Annotated in this window: 14 protein-coding genes; 5 read left to right on the top strand and 9 right to left on the bottom strand. The window is 73.1% G+C overall.

The genetic code is table 11. From position 1 onward, the window contains the following. Positions 1–5: 5 nt before the first annotated feature. From ACIF80_RS27275 to ACIF80_RS27260, 4 genes are all read right to left on the bottom strand, one after another. Positions 6–1,004: a dihydroxyacetone kinase subunit DhaK gene (locus tag ACIF80_RS27275; protein ID WP_399809554.1), complete on the bottom strand. Its 999-nt coding sequence runs from the start codon at positions 1,002–1,004 to the stop codon at positions 6–8. A 287-nt stretch (positions 1,005–1,291) separates the two neighbouring features. Next, the gene (locus ACIF80_RS27270) at positions 1,292–2,701 is read right to left on the bottom strand and encodes a phytoene desaturase family protein (protein WP_399809552.1); all 1,410 of its coding nucleotides are present in this window, start codon (positions 2,699–2,701) and stop codon (positions 1,292–1,294) included. Between the two features lie 722 nt (positions 2,702–3,423). Further along, entirely contained in the window at positions 3,424–4,269 is an 846-nt protein-coding gene (locus ACIF80_RS27265) for an inositol monophosphatase family protein (RefSeq protein ID WP_399809550.1), read from the bottom strand. Positions 4,270–4,370: 101 nt separating this feature from the next. Next, on the bottom strand, positions 4,371–6,230 hold the full coding sequence (locus ACIF80_RS27260; protein ID WP_399809548.1) for a gamma-glutamyltransferase family protein: 1,860 nt from the start codon (positions 6,228–6,230) through the stop codon (positions 4,371–4,373). A 483-nt stretch (positions 6,231–6,713) separates the two neighbouring features. On the opposite strand from ACIF80_RS27260, the gene ACIF80_RS27255 reads away from it, so the two are divergent. Beyond that, positions 6,714–7,904 carry a PP2C family protein-serine/threonine phosphatase gene (locus ACIF80_RS27255; RefSeq protein ID WP_399809546.1) on the top strand — a complete coding sequence of 397 codons (1,191 nt, stop codon included), beginning with the start codon at positions 6,714–6,716 and terminating at the stop codon, positions 7,902–7,904. 64 nt (positions 7,905–7,968) lie between these two features. Here ACIF80_RS27255 and ACIF80_RS27250 read toward each other — a convergent pair whose 3' ends face one another. Both ACIF80_RS27250 and ACIF80_RS27245 read right to left on the bottom strand, forming a co-directional pair. After that, positions 7,969–8,466 (bottom strand): MarR family winged helix-turn-helix transcriptional regulator, encoded by a 498-nt coding sequence (locus tag ACIF80_RS27250; protein ID WP_399809544.1) that lies wholly within the window; start codon positions 8,464–8,466, stop codon positions 7,969–7,971. Between the two features lie 285 nt (positions 8,467–8,751). Then, the gene (locus ACIF80_RS27245; protein ID WP_399809727.1) at positions 8,752–9,888 is read right to left on the bottom strand and encodes a phosphatidylserine/phosphatidylglycerophosphate/cardiolipin synthase family protein; all 1,137 of its coding nucleotides are present in this window, start codon (positions 9,886–9,888) and stop codon (positions 8,752–8,754) included. A 284-nt stretch (positions 9,889–10,172) separates the two neighbouring features. On the opposite strand from ACIF80_RS27245, the gene ACIF80_RS27240 reads away from it, so the two are divergent. From ACIF80_RS27240 to ACIF80_RS27225, 4 genes are all read left to right on the top strand, one after another. Next, a complete protein-coding gene (locus ACIF80_RS27240; RefSeq protein ID WP_055605859.1) occupies positions 10,173–10,415 on the top strand; it encodes a DUF6411 family protein in 243 nt (80 codons plus the stop codon). A gap of 379 nt (positions 10,416–10,794) precedes the next feature. Further along, positions 10,795–12,342: a PP2C family protein-serine/threonine phosphatase gene (locus tag ACIF80_RS27235; RefSeq protein ID WP_399809725.1), complete on the top strand. Its 1,548-nt coding sequence runs from the start codon at positions 10,795–10,797 to the stop codon at positions 12,340–12,342. Beyond that, a complete protein-coding gene (locus tag ACIF80_RS27230; RefSeq protein WP_399809541.1) occupies positions 12,339–13,478 on the top strand; it encodes a B12-binding domain-containing protein in 1,140 nt (379 codons plus the stop codon). Before ACIF80_RS27235 ends, ACIF80_RS27230 begins: the two co-directional genes overlap by 4 nt. A 55-nt stretch (positions 13,479–13,533) precedes the next feature. Next, positions 13,534–13,968, top strand: a complete 435-nt coding sequence (locus ACIF80_RS27225; protein WP_399809539.1) for an STAS domain-containing protein — start codon at positions 13,534–13,536, stop codon at positions 13,966–13,968. Positions 13,969–14,051: 83 nt separating this feature from the next. On the opposite strand, the gene aztD is transcribed toward ACIF80_RS27225, so the two are convergent. The 3 genes from aztD to ACIF80_RS27210 form a co-directional block, all read right to left on the bottom strand. Continuing rightward, positions 14,052–15,284: a zinc metallochaperone AztD gene (gene aztD, locus ACIF80_RS27220; RefSeq protein ID WP_399809538.1), complete on the bottom strand. Its 1,233-nt coding sequence runs from the start codon at positions 15,282–15,284 to the stop codon at positions 14,052–14,054. A gap of 76 nt (positions 15,285–15,360) precedes the next feature. After that, the gene (gene aztC, locus ACIF80_RS27215; protein WP_399809536.1) at positions 15,361–16,323 is read right to left on the bottom strand and encodes a zinc ABC transporter substrate-binding protein AztC; all 963 of its coding nucleotides are present in this window, start codon (positions 16,321–16,323) and stop codon (positions 15,361–15,363) included. Next, on the bottom strand, positions 16,320–17,591 hold the full coding sequence (locus ACIF80_RS27210; protein WP_399809535.1) for a hypothetical protein: 1,272 nt from the start codon (positions 17,589–17,591) through the stop codon (positions 16,320–16,322). Before ACIF80_RS27210 ends, aztC begins: the two co-directional genes overlap by 4 nt. Between the last annotated feature and the right edge of the window lie 46 nt (positions 17,592–17,637).

Below are 17,637 nucleotides of genomic sequence, written 5' to 3'. Positions count from 1 at the left end.
GCCGCTCACCATCGCCACGCCGGGGTGTGGACCGGCGCATCGTAGAAGTCCAGCACCGTACGGTCGGCGACCATGAGAGTCAGGGAGAAGCCCCGCATGTCGAGTGCCGTGACGTAGTCGCCGACGAGGTGCCGGGCGAGCCGCACCCGCCGGGCGTCGAGGACCCGGCCCAGTTCCCCGAAGATGCCGTACAGCTCGAGCGACGTGACCGAGCCCAGGCCGTTGACCAGGGCGACGAGAGGATCGTCGGGTCCGGGGCGCAGGGCGTCCAGCAACGCGCCCGCCATGTCCTCCACCAGCACGCCCGCTTGTTTCTGGCTCCGAGTGCGGTCGGCGCGTTCGCCGTGGATACCGACGCCGTACTCCAGTTCCCCGGACGGCAGCGTGAAGGCCCGCTCGCCGGTGACCGGAGCGTGGTGGGCGGCGGACGCGACGGCGAGCGTCCGGCACCGGTTCGCCACGGTGGTGCCGAGCTCCACCAGTCCGTCGAGTCCCATTCCGGTGTCCGCGGCACCGCCCAGGACCTTCTCCACCAGGACCGTGGCACCCGTGCCGCGGCGTCCGGCGGCGATCTCCTCGGAGTCGGAGGCGAGGTCGTCGTCGACGAGGACCCGCCCGCAGGCGATCCCCGCATCGGCGAGCCGCTCGGCCGCGATACCGAAGTTGATCCGGTCCCCCGTGTAGTTCTTCACGATGTGCAGCACGCCGTTCGGCCCCGCCACCGCGCGGGAGGCCCGGAAGATCTGCCGGTTGTGCGGAGAGGCGAAGACCCTCCCGGGGCAGGCGGCATCGAGCATGCCCGCACCGACGTATCCGGCGTGCAGGGGTTCGTGTCCCGAACCGCCACCGGAGAGGAGACCCACGGTCCGTGCCGGTGCGGTGTGCCGGGCGGTGATGTATCCGTCCGCGGGGTCGTACTCCACGAGGTCCGCGTGTGCGCGGGCGAATCCGGACAGCGCGTCGGGGACGAGTTCACCGGTGCCGTTCTCGAAGTACCTGGTCATGTGGGGCACCCCTTCCGTCCCCGGCGACGAGGCCGGACGGGTCGGCCTCCGGACGAGACCTCCATGGTGTGGGTGACCACGCGTATACGGCAACTCGCGCAGCGTGCCGGTCAGGGGAGCGGGGCCCCCGCGGTTCCGGCGGATCGGGGCGCGACGGGCGCCCCGGCCGGCCCCGTGAGCGGCGTCCGGACGGCCCGGCCACGGCTGCCGCGGGCGGCGGTGTGCCCTCGTCGGCGTGCTCGCGGGTGATGCCGCCCCGGGCCGGGGGTGGAGGCGGGGCGGGGCGGTCATGTCTGCCGCAGTCTCCTCCAGACGGCCTTCGCCGCGTTGTGCCCGGACATGCCGTGGACGCCGGGACCGGGCGGGGTGGCCGACGAGCAGATGAACACGGCGGGGTGCGGGGTGGAGTACGGGAACAGGGAGAGCTTGGGGCGCAGCAGGAGCTGGAGGCCGCTGGCGGCGCCGGAGCCGATGTCGCCGCCGACGTAGTTGGCGTTGCGGGCGGCGAGTTCGGGCGGGCCCGCGGTGGCGCGGGCCAGGACGCGGTCGCGGAATCCCGGGGCGAAGCGCTCCAGTTGGCGTTCCACGGCGTCGGTCAGGTCGCCGGTCCAGCCGTTCGGGACATGGCCGTAGGCCCAGAAGACCTGCTTGCCGGCCGGTGCCCGGGTGGGGTCGGCGACGCCGGGCTGCACGGTGATGAGGAACGGCGGGTCGGGGGCGCGGCCTTCCCGGGACGCGGCGCGCAGGGCGGCGCCGATCTCGGCGCTGTCCGCGCCGATCTGCACGGTGGAGGCCCTGCGGGCCTCCGGCGCGGTCCACGGCACCGGGCCGTCCAGCGCGTAGTCGATCTTGAATACGCCGGGGCCGTAGCGGTAGTTCGCGTAGTGGTCGCCGAAGCCGGCGATGCGGGCGAGGGCGGTGGGCGAGGTGTCGAAGACGTACGCGCGGGCCGGCGGCAGGTCGTCGAGGCGCTTGACCTCGTAGTCGGTGTGGACGGCGCCGCCGAGTTCCTTCAGGTAGGCGGCGAGGGCATCCGAGATGGCCTGGGAACCGCCGCGGGCGACGGGCCAGCCGCGGGCGTGCGCGGCGAGGGCGAAGACCAGGCCGATGGCGCCGGTGGCGAAGCCGCCGAGGGGCGCCATCACATGGGCGACGAGTCCGGCGAACAGGGCCTTGGCCCGCTCGTCGCGGAAGCGGCGCATCAGCCAGGTGGAGGGCTGGAGTCCGGCGAGGCCGAAGCGGGCGAGGCCGAGCGGGTCGCGGGGCAGCGCGGTGAGCGGCAGGGACATGAAGTCGCGGGCCAGGGTGTCCCACCGGGGCAGGAAGGGCTGGACCAGCCGTCGGTACGCTCCGGCGTCGCGCGGGCCGAAGGAGGCGGCCGTCTCGCCGACCGACCGGGACAGCACGGCCGCCGTGCCGTCGGGGAAGGGGTGGGCCATGGGCAGGTCCGCGTGCAGCCACTCCAGGCCGTAACGCTCCAGCGGGAGGGCCCGGAAGGCGGGCGAGTTGATGCCCAGCGGGTGGGCCGCGGAGCACGGGTCGTGCCGGAAGCCGGGCAGGGTCAGTTCCTCGGTGCGGGCGCCGCCCCCGACGGTGCCCCTCGCCTCGAACAACGCGACGGAGAAACCGCGCCGGGCCAGTTCCACGGCGGCGGTCAGTCCGTTCGGCCCCGCTCCCACCACGACCACATCGAGCATCGGCACCACCTTCGGAACTCCTTCGTCGGCCGACGGCACCCGGAGGCGGCCGGGGGCGATCGGGAGACCCAGGATATGCCGGGGGCGCCGACACCCTCCCGGTCCCGGGTAGCCTCCGCCGCGTGACTCGGTGGCTGAGGTTTTCCCCGTCCGGTACGGGCGCCCGGTACTGGTACGAACTCGACGACGAGGGGCGTGCCCTGCGGCAGGCGGTCTTCGACCGGTCGCTGCCGGTGCCGCGGGCCAAAAGCCCGCTGCGGGACGTGGCCGGTTCCCCGGACGGCGGCGCCTCGGTCGCCGCCTGCCGGGCCGGTCTCGCGCGGGTGCGAAGGAGTTTCGGCCAGGCCGGTGTGCTGGTCCACGAGGCCGTGTACGGGGTGCTCACCGAGGGCGCCGTCCGGGTGCCGGCGCACGCCGAGGACGTCACCGGGGCCGAGTTCGCGCGGGCGTGGGACTCGGCGAGGCTGCACCGGCACTTCACCCGGTGCCGCACCGGACCCCTGCCGGAAGGTGCGGTCGTCACCGGCACGGTCGTCGCACTGCCCTGGGGAGCCGGGCGCACCGGTCTCGCCGTGGACTTCGGCGGGCCCGGCCGCGGCTTCGTGGACTTCGCCCGCCTGCCCGCCCGACCGCGGGACTGGCCGCCGGTCGGCACCGTCACCGGGTTCGAGGTCGTCGGCCTGCGCGCATCGACACCTCGGCCGACGCGGCGGACCTGGAGGTCAGACTCCGGCCGACAGCAGTCCCGCCACCCGGCGGGCCGTGGCCTCGTCGCGGGCCGCGGTGAACGGGAGGTCGTTGCCGCCCGTGATGCGGAAGGGCTCGCCGGCACGGGTCAGGTGGGCGCCGCCCGCCTCCTCGACGAGGAGCAGGCCCGCCGCGTGGTCCCAGGCGGCTTCCCAGCAGAAGGCGGTGGCGTCCGACTCACCGCGGGCGACGGCCAGGTACTCCAGTCCGGCCGAACCGCAGGAGCGGGGCGCCACGCCGTCCGTCCACAGGCCGAGGAGGGAGCGCTTCTGGTCGTCGGTCGTGAAGTCCGGGTGGGAGGTGGCCACGCGCAGGTCGCGGCCGGGGTCCGGGGAACCGGCGTGCAGCCGCACCCCGTCGAGGAAGGCGCCCTGTCCCCGTACGGCGGTGGCGAGTTCTTCGCGGACCGGGGCGAACGTCCACGAGGCGTGGACGACTCCGCCGAGCGCGAGGGCGACCAGGGTGCAGAATCCGGTGTCGCCGTGCACGAACTGCCGGGTGCCGTCGACCGGGTCGACGATCCACACCGGCGCCTCGCCGCGTATCCCCTCGTACGACGCGGGGTTGGCGTGCACCGCCTCCTCGCCCACCACGACCGAGCCGGGCAGCAGGGCGAGCAGCGCCTCGGTGAGGTACAGCTCGGCCTGCCGGTCGGCGTCGGTCACCAGGTCGTGCGGGCCGGACTTGCGGTCGACCTCGTGGTCGGCGAGCCGCCGCCAGCGCGGCATGATTTCCTGCGCGGCGGCCTTGCGGACGGCGTCCTCCACGTCGACGGCGTGCTGTGCGAGAAACTCTTCGATGGTTTCGTTGTCCTTGATCATGCCTCCCATGAGAACATGCCCCACTGACAAACCCCACCCGTTCGGTGCACTCCAGGTGGTATCCGCATGAATATGGGTCCTCGGTCCGATCGGGTATGGGCTCAGCGGCCCACCGCGTAGCCCTGCATGCCGCGCGGGTTCGCCGCCGCCGAGAGCACTCCCGTGGCCGGGTCCCGGGCGACCGCGCACAGCCTGCCCTCCGACCAGGCCTCGCCGACCGTCACCTCATGGCCCCGGCGCCGCAGCTCCCGCACCACCGCCGGGTCCGTCCGGGACTCCACGGTAACGCTGCCGGGGCGCGTGCCCCGCGGGTAGAAGGAGCCGGGGAAGCTGTCGTGGTGCCAGTTCGGGGCGTCGATCGCACCCTGCAGGTCGAGCCCGCCGCGTACCGGGCCGCGCAGCGCGACGGCGAGGAAGAAGTGCAGCTGCCACTGGTCCTGCTGGTCCCCGCCGGGCGTGCCGAACGCCATCACCGGCACCCCGTCGCGCAGGGCGACGGACGGGGTGAGGGTGGTCCGGGGGCGGCGTCCCGGCGTAAGCGTGTTGGGCAGTCCGTCCTCCAGCCAGGTCATCTGGAGCCGGGTGCCGAGGGGGAAGCCGAGTTCGGGCACCACCGGGTTGGACTGGAGCCAGCCGCCGCTCGGGGTGGCCGCGACCATGTTGCCCCAGCGGTCGACGATGTCCAGGTGGCAGGTGTCGCCCCGGGTGGCCCCGTCGCCGGAGACCTCCGGTTCGCCCGGCACGGGGGACGTGGGGTGCTTGGCGACCGTCGGCTCGCCGACGCCCGGCACGACGGTGCCCCTCCCCCGGAATCCCGCCTCGTGCGGGCCGCCCGTGCCGGCGGCCGCCGCGCGTGCCCGCACGCTCAGCCGCGGGGTGCGCCCGCCGGGACTGCCGGGCCGCAGCACGTGTGAGGCCCGGAGCCCCACCCGGGTGCGCCGCTCGGCGTTGTACTCCGCCGACAGCAGGTCGTCCAGCGGCACCTCGGCCGCGTCCCCGTACCAGGCCTCCCGGTCGGCCATGGCCAGCTTGCTGCCCTCGATCAGCAGGTGCATGCAGTCGGCGGAGCCGTACGGGGGCAGTTCCGGCGGGAGCAGGGCGAGCTGCTGGAGCAGGACGGGGCCCTGGCTCCAGGGGCCCGCCTTGCACACGGTCCAGCCGTTCCAGTCGTACGTCGCCGGGGTCTCGTACGTCGCCGACCAGCCGGCGAGGTCGGCGGCCGTCAGCGTGCCGGTGCGGTGCTCGCCACTGGTGTCCAGGGTGGGCCGCCCGGCCTGCCGGACCAGTGCCTCGGCGATGAAGCCGGTGCGCCACACCTCCCGCGCGGCGTCGATCTGCGCCTCCCGGCCGCCCGCGCCGGCGACCTCGTCCAGCAGCCGTCGCCAGGTGGCGGCGAGGGCGGGGTTGCGCAGCAGCTCGCCGGGGCGGGGCGCCCTGCCGCCGGGCAGGTACACCTGCGCCGAGGAGGTCCACTCCGTCTCGAACAGCTCCCGCACGGTCTCGACGGTCCCGCCGACGTTCTCCACGGGCGCGTGCCCGTGCTCGGCGTATCCGACGGCGTACTGGAGGACGTCGGCGAGGGAGCGGGTGCCGTGGTCGCGCAGCAGGAGCATCCAGGCGTCGAAGGCGCCGGGCACGGCGGCGGCGAGCGGTCCGGTGCCCGGGACGAGGTCCAGGCCGAGCGCCCGGTAGTGGGCGGCGCTCGCTCCGGCCGGTGCGACGCCCTGCCCGCACAGCACCCGCACCTCGCCGCCGGCGGGCGCCAGCAGGATGGGCACCTCGCCGGCCGGCCCGTTGAGGTGCGGCTCGACGACGTGCAGCACGAAGGCGCCCGCCACGGCCGCGTCGTACGCGTTGCCTCCGCCCTCCAGGACGGCCATGGCCGACTGGGACGCCAGCCAGTGCGTGGACGACACCATGCCGAAGGTGCCCTGAAGGGTGGGACGGGTGGTGAACTGCATCTCTCACCTCGGTGTGTGCGCGTGCCGACGACCTCGCCCATCCTCCCCGCCCACGCCGGGGAGAATCCGGCCGCGGACGATGTGCGGCCGGCCCCGGCGCCGTCGGTGGAAGAGCCTGCGGGCCTCCGCGGCGAGAAAGGCCTGGTCACGGGCTCCCGTGGCCCCCTCACCCCTTCCCCGCTCAGCCCTTCGCTCCCGGTGTCCTCGGTGGTCGCGGGACACGGCTCGGCTGGACGCCGGAGTCCGCGCGGCTCGCTGCGCGGCGCATCCGGCAGGACGGAGTACGCCACCACACAGAAAAATTAGCGGTATAGGGGGAGTAAGTCAGGAAGACGTATGGAATCCGGGCCGGAATCGTGACGATATTTCGGTCGGGTTAGACTGAGGTCGGCCCACGGGGCAGCGTGTCCACCGCTGAGCGAACCCATCGGCCCACAGCCGTCGCCACATGGCCGGGTCCGGGACGCAGGGAAGCGGAATGACGTGAACAGACTTGCCGCCGTTGAGCGCGCCCTGCGGGAGGCGTCACCGCACGCGCTGCTGGACATCGTCACAGCGGCCCTCGCGGAGGAGTACGGCGCGACACGCGTCGAACTCCGCATGGCCGATTACGCGATGAGGTCACTGCAGGCCGTCGAACCCGTTCCGTTCACGACGGAACCGGTCATGATCCACGACAGCCCTCAGGGCCGCGCCTTCGGATCCCAGGAACCGTACGTGGCTCCCGATCCTCACGGGCACGCGGTGGACATTCATCTCCCGGTCACCGTTCGCGGTGACCGGACAGGCGTGCTGTCCGTCACGGTGCCGGAGGACCGCTACACGCAGGCACTCCTTCCCGAGATGCAGCACATCTGCGAGGTCCTCGGCCACGAGATCCTCGTGGCCGAACGCGACACGGACCTGTACGTCCTGGCGCGCCGCGCCTCGCGCCTGACCCTGGCGGCCGAGATGCAGTGGCAGTTGCTGCCGGGCCGGGCCTGCACCCGTCCCGAGTTCTCCCTCGGTGGGCATCTCGAACCCGCTTACACGATCTTCGGGGACAACTTCGACTGGTCGGTGTCCGAGGACCACCTCACACTGACCGTCACCAACGGCATGGGGGAGGGCATCGAGGCCGCTCTGCTCACCAACCTCGCCGTCAGCGCGATGCGCAACGCCCGGCGCGCCGGTCTCGGCCTGTCCGACCAGGCGCGCCTCGCCGACCAGGCGGTGTACGCGCAGTACCGCGGCAGCGTCCACGTCTCGGTCCTGCTGCTGCGGTTCGACCTCGCGACCGGCGAGGTCGAGGCCGTGGACGCGGGGTCCCCGCGGATGTGGCGGCTGCGCGGGAAGAACGTGGACGCCCTGCCCTTCGACGCCCAACTGCCGCTCGGCATGTTCGAGGACACCCCGTACACGTCCGAGTACTTCCAGGCGCGTCCCGGCGACCGCTTCCTGATCGGCAGTGACGGCGTCTACGACGCGGCTTCCTCGACCGGGGAGAAGTACAGCGACCGGGCACTCGCCCGGTCGCTCACGGCCACCCGGCTGCTGCCGCCGGCGCAGGTGCCGGGCGCGGTGCTGCGTGAGCTCGCGACGTACCGGGGGGAGACCCCGGTCGACGACGACGCCCTCGTGGTCTGCCTCGACTGGTACGGGCGTACCGGGGACGGACCGCGACCCGGTTCGTGAAACGGTTCCGTCGTCCGGCCCCCGGCGGAGCGGGTGCCCGCGCCCGGGTACGTCCCGGGCGCCCTCAGGCCGTTCTGTCCGCCCGCCGGGTCCCGGGGCTCAGCGCGTTCCGTTCCACCGCGTCGCGGAAGGCGGCCAGCCCGTCGCGCAGGGCCGCGCGGGATTCAGGGGGCATGTTCTCGATCACCGAGCGGAGCACCTCCTCGCGCTGCACCCGGAGTTCACCCAGATATGCCGCCCCGCTCCTGGTCAGGTTGAGCATCAGTTCCCGCCTGCTGACGGGACTCGGGGTCCGCTCCACGAAGCCGAGCGCCTCGAGCCGGTCGCAGAGGCGGCTGACGGAGGGCGGGGAGGATCCGAGGATCTCACCCAGCGTGCGCAGGTTGATCCCCTGTTCCCGTTCGAGGCTGTAGAGCACACGCAACTGCGAGGCGGAGACGGGGGCGACCGGGGCCGCGTCGCGACCCCGGTCCCACAGCACCTCGAGGAGTTCGACGACCTCGCACGCCGCTTCGGCCGCTCGCACGGGCCGGGACGAGGGGGGTGCGGTCTGCGCGTTCACGACGTGGGGCACTCCGGCACTCCGATGGGATGGTCGTCCCCGTGTCACGGGTTGAACAGGCTGGACCTCGCCCGCTCTCCGGGTTCCGTCTGTTGCGTCCCGTCCCCGCTTCGGCGCTTCCCACTCATCCGTGGCGCAGCGCCGGGGGCGCCGGAACGCGGGGGCACGGGTCAACAGTATCCCCCCGGCGGCCCCGCTCGCCGGTCCCGGGAGCAGCGGGCGCCGGCGGCCTCCGGACCATGGCCCCCCTGGCGCCCCACCGCCCCTGGCGCGCTCGCACGGACGTCACAGGAAACGGCGTATGGGCAGGACGGCCGTCTCGCGCGCCCGCTGCAGCAGCGACCGTCTCCCCCACCGCCCTTCCCGGATCCGTTCGCTGACCGCCACGTCCTCGTCGAAGTGGGCGTCGAGGACGGCGGTGAACTCCTCGTCGAGGACGGCCAGCATGATCTCCTCGTCGTGCTCGAGGGAACGGCGGTTGAAGTTGGTCGATCCGATGAGCGCGGCCGTCGCGTCCACCGTGATGATCTTCGCGTGCATCATCGTCGGCTGGTACTGGTAGATCTTCACGCCGCAGGCCAGCAGGTCCTCGTAGAAATGCTGTCCGGCCAGCTGGCAGACCCGCTGGTCGGTGTACGGCCCCGGCAGGAGGATCTCCACCTCCACACCGCGTCGCGACGCCTCGCACAGGAGCTCGACGAAGTAGGCGTCCGGGGAGAAGTAGGCGGTCGTGAGCCGGAACCGCTCCTCGGCCGACTCGATCATCACCTGGATCAGGGTCTGCATGTCCTGCCAGCCGAAGCTGGCCGACCCGCGCACCACCTGCACCACCGCGTCCCCCTCGGGCCGGTGCTCGACGAAGCGGTCGCGCTCGTCGACGAGTTCGCCGCAGCACTCGGCCCAGTTCTGCGCGAACGCCGCGGCGATCCCGTCCACCGCCGGACCGCGTACCTCGACATGCGTGTCGCGCCACTCGTGCTCGTCGCGGGCGTCGCCGCACCATTCCTCGGCTATGCCCACTCCGCCGGTGAACGCCACGCGCTCGTCCACCAGCAGCGCCTTGCGATGGCAGCGGTGGTTCTGCTTGAGCGGCGAGAGCGCCACCGGCTGCCGGAACCAGGCCACGCGCACGCCGGCCTCCCGCATGTCCGCCAACAGGTCCTTCTCGATCGTGCGGCTGCCGAACCCGTCCAGCAGCAGTCGGACCCGCACGCCGGCGCGGGCCCGCTCCGCCAGGGCCCGGGCGAACTCCCGGGCGATGTCGCCCCTCCAGTACACGAACGTCATCATGTCCACCGTGTGCTCGGCGGACCGGACGCTCTCCAGCATCGCGGGGAAGATCTCGTCGCCGTTGCGCAGGGCGACCAGCGCGTTCCCCTCGGTCGCGGCGATGCCGATCAGCCGCTCCAGCCTGCGGCGCATCCGCAGCACGCGTTCACCGGCGGACCGGTCGGCGGACGGGGAGGACTGGGTGCGCTGTGGCGTGTTCTCGAGGTTCATCCATGCTCCGGCCGGCACGCGAGGCAGTCCGCACTGCCCGTCCTCGTCCGGCGGAGGTCGGCGCAGCGGGGCGACGGCGGCGGACGGCACGGCCCGGACGACGGTCAGCGGGCAGGCCTTCCGCTCGCCGAGCGGGTCCCTGGACCGCTTTTAACCCCCGCGGGCGAGGGCAAACGACAGCTACGTCACAGTCCTTGGAGGTATTCGTGGTCATCGTCGGCATTGTCGCCCTTTGTGTCGTTCTCGCCGTCCTGGCATTCCTCGTGCCCCGTTTGTCCCACGGACCCGAACGTGGGACTCAGCGGGCCCTGGGTCTCGGCTCCCGCGCGGGAGGAAAGGCGCCCGGCCCCCTGGGGCGCCTGTTCAGCAAGCCGTTCCGCAGCAGTTCGAAGGCCGTGGGGCGCAGCGGTTCCGCCGGTCGTCGCACTCGTGGCCGCCTGCCCTTCTGAACCCGGCGGCCCCCGCGCGGCGGGCCGCCGCCGCGTGCGACACGGGCCGGCTCCTGCCGTCCGGTCAGCGGCCGGGGACCGGCCGGTCCGGCGCATCCGCGCCGGTGAGGCGGGGGTCCCGCACCAACTCCACACATCCGCTTCACTCATGGGGGCACCCGGCGAAGAGCGCGGCTCAGCAGTCAGGCCGGACACCCGCGGCGCGAGGGGCGGTTGCAGACGCGACCCGATTACGGGACAGTTGTCGACTGACAAGTGTTTCGTCGTCTGATCTGAGGTGAGAGCCCGAGCACAAGGGCTCCGACATATGACGTATTCCCCGGACGGCCTCCGTCCTGGCCCCACCAGTGTGGTGAGTGCTGCCGCAGCCCCCTACCCGGTGGTGATCGTGGACGTGGAAGGGCGTGTCGTGGAGCTCAATGACCCGGCCACCGCTCTCTTTCCGTCCGCCCTCGCCGGGCGGCCCCTGCCGGCCCCGGAGTGGCTCACCGCCGCGCAGCGCGACCCCGGCGCCACCACGGCGACCGGCACGGTGGGCGATCGCTTCTTCTCGGCGCGCCCGTCCCCTCTTCCCGGCGGCAGGGCGGCATGGTGGCTGGTGGAAGAGACCGCCTACCGTTCCGTACTGAAGGAACTGGAGGGGGAGCGCGAGCGCACGCGGTTCCTCTCCGAAGCCTCCAGCGCCCTGCTCTCGTCGCTGAACCTGGAACGGTGCATGGAGGTCACCGCGCGTCTGGCCGCCGAGTACCTGGCCGACGCGGCGGCGGTCATCGCACCCACCACGGCCCGGAAACTGCCGGTGGTCATGTGCGACCGGCAGGGGCACCTCACCCGGGCCACCGTCTCCAGCGAGCCGGAGACGGTGCCCGGACTGGCGGAGGCACTGCGGGGCTTCCCACCGGTGCCGTCCCGGTGGATCGACCCCGCCACCGCTCCTGACTGGCTGGTTCCCGAGGGCTTCGGTGAGGTCGGTTCGCTGGTGATCACCCCGCTTCCGGGCCACGGCGTGCCGGCCGGGGCGCTGATCCTGTTCCGGCGGGCGCAGAAGACCGCTTTCAGTGAGTCCGAGGAGGCCTTCGCCGGGCTGTTCGCCGCCCGTGCGGGGGCGGCGATGTCCGCCGCGCGTCTCTACGCCGAGCAGAACACGGTCTCCGACATTCTCATGCGAGCACTTCTTCCGCCCGCTCTTCAGCAGGTGGAAGGGGTGGAGTTCGCCGGCGGCTACCGGCCCAGCGTCGACACCGACCGCATCGGCGGGGACTTCTACGACGTCCACCCGCCGGGCGAGGACTCCCCCGACACCTTCGCCGTCCTGGGGGACGTGGCCGGCAAGGGACTGGAGGCCGCAGTACTCACCGGCAAGATCCGCAACACGCTGCACGCCCTGCTGCCGATGGCGGACGACCACGGCAGAATGCTGCGGCTGCTGAACAACGCCATGCGCAACAGCCACAGCACCCGCTTCGCCACCCTGGTGCTGGTGTCCGCCGGCCGTGAGGACCGCGACGTCGTGCTGCGGCTGACCTCCGCGGGGCACCCCCCGCCGCTGATCGTGCGCGGCGACGGCACCGTGGAGGAAGCCGACACCGGCGGCTCCCTGGTCGGTGTCCTGCCGACGATCAGTTCCCGCACCGCCCTGGTACGGCTGTCGCCGGGTGAGTCGTGCCTGCTGTACACCGACGGCGTCACCGAGGCCAAGGGCGGGCCGATGGGCGACACCATGTTCGGGGAGCAGCGCCTCAAGCGAGCCCTGGCGGAGTGTGCCGGCCTTCCCGCATCCGCGGTCGTCGAGCGTGTCCAGATGCTCGCCGACGAGTGGATCGGCGAAGGAGTCCACGACGACATCGCCGTGCTGGTCATCACCGCACCCCGCGGTGCGCACCTCAGCGCTGTGGACGGCACCACCCGAGGCAGGTACACCGCGTGACGGCCGTCCCCGCTCCGGACCGCGAGCACGGGCGCGGCCGCCTCCTCGTCCGTGTCCGTCCCGCCTCCCCGCACGGCGACGGCCGGGCCCGGGAACACGCGGACAAACTCTGGACGGCGGTCCGGGCCGCGGACGTGTACTCGGCCGCGGACCTCGTCACCAACGCGCTCCGGGCCGGGCTGGACGCGGAGACGGTACTGCTGGACGTCATCGGCGCCGTCCAGCGCAAGGTGGGCGTCGAGTGGGCGGCCAACCGCATGAGCGTGGCCGACGAGCACGCCGCCACGGCCGTCAACGACCGCGCCATCGCCACTCTGTCCGCCCACCGTCCCACGCCCGCGCGCGGCAGGGTGACGGTCGCGTGCGTGGACAAGGAGTGGCACGCCCTGCCCGCACGGCTTCTGGCCGAAGTGCTGCGGCTGCGCGGCTGGCAGGTGGACTACCTCGGAGCGCAGGTCCCCACCGTTCACCTGGTCGGCCAGATCCACCGCGCCGGGTCGACGGTCGTCTGCCTGTCCGGCTCGCTGTCCACTCGGCTGCCCGTGGCCCACGCCGCCATCACCGCCGTCCAGGCCACCGGCGTACCGGTCATGGTCGGCGGCCGCGCTTTCGGCGTCGACGGCCGCCACGCCCGGCTGCTCGGTGCCGACGCCTGGGCGTCCGACGCGCGCGGCGCGGCGGACCGGCTGGCCGCCGGCCCGCTGCCCGTGCCGCGGCCGCCCCACCAGGCCGTCGACGACCTGCCTCACCTGGCCGACCGGGAATACACCATGGTCACCCGCTGGGCCCGCGGCCTGGTACGCCGGACCTTCCAGGACCTCGAGCAGCGCCTTCCCACCCTGCGCGACTACACCGACGAACAGCGGGGACGCACTGCCGAAGACCTCGGCCAGATCGTCGAGTTCCTGGCCGCCGCCCTCTACGTGGACGACGCGGACGTCTTCACGGACTTCCTTGCCTGGACCGCCGAGGTCCTCACCGCGCGCGGCGTCCCGGCTCACGCCGTGCTGCCGGGCCTGGACCTGCTGGACGGGCAACTGCGCGGCTTCCCGCGGGCCCGCGGCCTGATCGCCGACGGGCGCGAGGCGTTGGGGCCCTTCGTCCGAACCCGGCCCGTCCCCGCCCCCGCCCCCTGATCCGAACGACAGGCCCCGGCCTGGCACTCCCGACCCCAAGACGCTGGAATCATTTGTGGCTGCCTTCCCCTTCGCACCGCCCGTCCTGCCCCTCGCCGCCGACGCCCCGCACACCGTGTGCCTGGCCCTCGTCGGTGACCTGGACCACGAAGTCGGCGACGAGGTTCTCCACCAGGTCCTGCACGCTCTGCGCGGGGGCGAGGACGTGCGGGACCTCCGTCTGGACTGCCGGGGTCTCGGAACGGTCGACTCCGCGGGCCTGGCCGTCCTGCTGCAGATCCACCGCCACACCTCCGGGGACGGGACCGGTTTCCACCTGGACACCATGGGCCCGCGGTTGGAGCGTCTGCTCCGGATCACCGGTACCTACGAGTACCTGACGACGCCGCAGCAGGCTCCCCCGTCCGCTCGGTCCGCCCCGTCCGCCGGTTCCGCCGGTTCCGCCGGTTCCGCCGAGGAAGACCCCGGGACCCTGGGTTCGGGGGCGTAGCGGCCGGTGTCCTCCCGGCGGTGCCCGCGCGGGGCTCACCCCCGCCCGGGCCGGCGCAGCGCTGGCCCGGGCGGGGGTGTGTGTCAGTGGCCCGCGACGACGCCGGAGAGTTCGTTGGTGCTCTTCGGCAGGGTCACGGACGTGACCTTTTCCCCCGATTCGATGTCCACGGCGTGCAGTTCGCGCGTGCCCGGTTCGGAGACGTACGCGGTGTGGTCGCGGACGAAGAGGGTGGGCCTGGGCTGCTGCCAGTCGAGCGGCTCCTGCCACTTGTCCACGACGGGGATCTTCTTCTCGGTCCTGCCCGTCTCCGGGTCGATGACGCGCAGGGCGCCGTCCGTGCCGAGGACGAGTGCCTCGCCGTGGGGTCCGCGGCCCAGTGAGCGGAAGGAGTAGCTGGTGCCGAGGTCGACCAGGCGCAGCTTCGCCGTTTCGGTGTCGATCAGGGACACGCGCGTCGGCCGCTCCAACTCGGCGTCCGGGTCCGTCTTGTAGTCGCCCAGGAGGACCGGGGACGCGTCGCTGCCGGCCTGGTTCCCGATGCGGCCGTAGTCGTCGGGGGCGTCGACCTTGGTGAACTCGCCGTCCTTGTAGATCAGGATGCCGTCCTCGCAGCCGACGGCGACGGCCTCGCCCCGGGCGGCGGCCTCGCCGTGGACTCCGGGGCAGTTCTCGTTGCGTGCGATCTCCTTGTCGTTCCTGTCGAGGACGAGGGCGCCGGTGCGCTTCTCCTCGGTGCCCACGGTGCTGAGGAGTTCACCGTTGCTCAGCTCGATGGCGACGCCGTGGTGGGGTTCGGCGGAGGTGTAGGTACGGCCCTCGGGCTTCTCGCCGTCGGCGAGGGCGGCGGGGTCGAGGACGTTGACCTCGCCGGTGCCGTCGGTGAACAGGACGGTCCTGCCGGCGTGCCGTACGACGTGCCCCGGCTTGGCTCCTTCGTACGTGATGCCGGTGAGGGTCCGCCTCGCGGCGTCGAGGACCCGGAAGCCCGAGTCGGTGGAGACGAAGACGTGGGCGTCGTCGCCGGCGGGGTTGACGCGGTTGAAGCCGGGCAGCTCGATCGTCCCGGCGAGCTTCAGGGTCTTGCCGTCCAGGATGTACAGGCCGCCGTCGAAGGTGGCGACCAGCGGCTCCGCGACCGCGGTGGTCCCGGTGTCCTGCGTGCCCTTCGCCGCCTTCTGCTCCTTCTGCGCCTTCGCGTCGGACGAGGAGGACGAGGAGGTGCCGCCTCCCCCTCCGCAGGCGGTCAGGACGGCGGAGGCCGCCAGGGCGAGGGCCGTACCGGTGAGGGCTCTGCTGCGTATCGACGTGTTCACTGTGCGTGTTCCTTTTCTGCCGCGCGGGCGCGGCTCCGGGAGGGGGTGTTCGAAAATGAGGGCCGGCGCTCGGGGTTCAGTCGCCGGTCAGGCCGTCCGTCATGGCGGTGGTGTTGGCGCGCATCATCTGCAGGTAGGTGCCGGCCCCCTCGCCCTGCTCGGTCAGGGACTCGGAGTACAGCGCGACGACCCGTACCCGGCCGCCCAGTTCCGTGCGCAGGACCTCGGCCAGCCGGGTGGGCTGGGAGGAGTCCGCGAAGACGGTCCGTACCCCCGCCTCGCGCATGGCCCCGGTGAGCGAGCGCAGGTCCGAGGAGCTGGGTGAGGCCAGTGTCGTCCCGCTCGGGACGACCGCGCCGACCGTCCGGAGGCCGAAGCGTTCGGCGAGGTAGCCGAAGACGTGGTGGTTGGTCACCAGGGCGCGTCGCTGCTCGGGTATGCGGTCGAAGGAGCGTTCCATCCAGGTGGTCAGGTCGGCGAGTCGTCCGTCGTAGCGGTCGGTGTTGGCGCGGATCGCCTTCTCGTCCACGCCGTCCACGTGCTCGACGACCCGGTCGGCGATGAGGCGGGCGGCCGTGCGCACCCGGTCGGGGTCGGTCCAGAAGTGCGGGTCGGGCTGTCCGGCCTCCGCCTCGGGGCCTCCGTCGGCGGGTGCCCGGAAGACGAGTGGATCCACCGCCCTGCCGACCTCGAGCGTGGCGGTCCCGGCCTCCCGGGCGGCCTCCACGTGCCGCAGCACGTTCTCCTCCAGGCCCAGCCCGTTGACGATCACGAGGTCGGCCCGCTCCAGCTCGGCGGCCTGGACGGCCGACAGGCCGAAGGAGTGCGGGTCGGCGTTCGGTTTCATCAGCACCGTGACGTCGGCCTCGTCGCCGACGATCTCCCCGGTGATGTCGCCGAGGATGTTCGTCGTCACCACGACCCGGGGCCGGTCGTCACCGGTCGCGCACGCGGTGGCGGTGCCGGCGAGGGCGAAGGCGATCAGGGTGAGGAGCAGGCGGCGCAGCCGCAGCACGGCGCGCTTCGGTGTCGTCGTCACCGGCCTGTCTCCGCCATCAGGGCCGGCTCGATGCCGAGGTCGAAGGTGCGCGCGACGCGCAGGCCGTCGTTGTAGTCGATCTCGTGCACGCGCTCGCCCGCCGGGTCGTTGAGGTAGGCGCGGCTGCGGTCGACCTCGATGACGGGCCGGGGCGCCGTCGCGTCCGGCCCGGTGCCGGGTACGTCCTTCAGCAGCGGCTTCGTCCGGGCCACCCGCTCACCGGTGGCGATGTCGTAGCCGTGCAGGGTCCCGTCGGTGCGAAGGACGAGCAGGGGCGAGCCCTCGCCCGCGGTGTTGGCGGTGACGGCGGGGCCGGTCTCCACCCGTGTCCAGGTGCGTTCGGTGACGTCCAGGACCCATACGGCCCGGTCTCCGGCCGGCGCCGTGAGCGTGTCGCTGCCGGCCCGGTGGCGGAAGTCCGTGGCCCGTTCCGCCTCGGGGACGCGCGTGCCGTACGGGATCTTCTCGGCGGTGAACGTGCCGCCTTCCGCGCGGATCAGCAGGGCACCGTCGGCGCAGCCGAGGACGACTCCCCGCCGGGTGACGGCGTCGCCCCGCGGTTCCTCGCACACGGCGTCCGGCGCCGGGACGCGCTCGCCCTCGCGGTCGTACACCGCGGCCTTCGGGGTGCCCTTCGTGTCGTCGGTGAGGGTCAGCAGGTGCTCCGCGTACGGCACGACGGCGCTCGCGTGCGTCCCGGGCAGCGGGCGGGGAGTGCCGAGGTCCCCTGCCTCCAGGTCGGCCCGGCGGTGGATCTCGGCCCGTCCGTCGCCGTGGGTCACGACGGTCACCGCGGCGTCGCCGCGGACGCGCGTACCGGTGCCGTCGGGGTCGCCGGGGGCGCCGGAGCCGTCGGAGAGGCGGCCCACGTCGCGTATCGCCGCCCGGTAGTAGTGCACGTGGTCGCCGTGGTCCACCGTCCAGGCGCCGGTGTCGAGGACGCGCGTGCCGTCCGCGCCGTGGAGGTAGCCGAACCGGCCGTCCGTGGTGAGGGCCGAGGTGCCCGGTGTCCGGGAGACCTCGTGCGCCTCTCCGGTGATCAGGTCGAGGACGCGGGTGTCTCCGGTCCTCGGGTCGTTGAGGAGCAGCCTGGACTGCTGCTCGGCCTTCTCCTGCGCCCCTTCGACGTATCCGTGCGGGGCGGCGGCCGACGGGCTCGCCGGCGGGGTGGAGGCGGCGTCGTCCCGGCCGTCCGCGCAGCCCGTGGCGAGCAGCGCGAGGGCCAGGAGCGCGGGCGCCCCGGCAGTGACGTTTCCTCGGACGGGCAAGGGGATCGCCTCCATCAGGTTTCTGGATCAGGTCGTGAATCGGGAT

Source organism: Streptomyces sp. NPDC085927 (assembly GCF_044540975.1).
Classification (GTDB): Bacteria; Actinomycetota; Actinomycetes; order Streptomycetales; family Streptomycetaceae; genus Streptomyces; species Streptomyces hirsutus.
This window is presented reverse-complemented; position numbering and strand designations above follow the sequence as displayed.

Coding starts and splice junctions, on each gene's coding strand:
- ACIF80_RS27275 (WP_399809554.1), bottom strand. CDS start 1,004: ATGACCAGGTACTTCGAGAACGGCACCGGTGAACTCGTCCCCGACGCG.
- ACIF80_RS27270 (WP_399809552.1), bottom strand. CDS start 2,701: ATGCTCGATGTGGTCGTGGTGGGAGCGGGGCCGAACGGACTGACCGCC.
- ACIF80_RS27265 (WP_399809550.1), bottom strand. CDS start 4,269: ATGATCAAGGACAACGAAACCATCGAAGAGTTTCTCGCACAGCACGCC.
- ACIF80_RS27260 (WP_399809548.1), bottom strand. CDS start 6,230: ATGCAGTTCACCACCCGTCCCACCCTTCAGGGCACCTTCGGCATGGTG.
- ACIF80_RS27245 (WP_399809727.1), bottom strand. CDS start 9,888: ATGCGCCGCAGGCTGGAGCGGCTGATCGGCATCGCCGCGACCGAGGGG.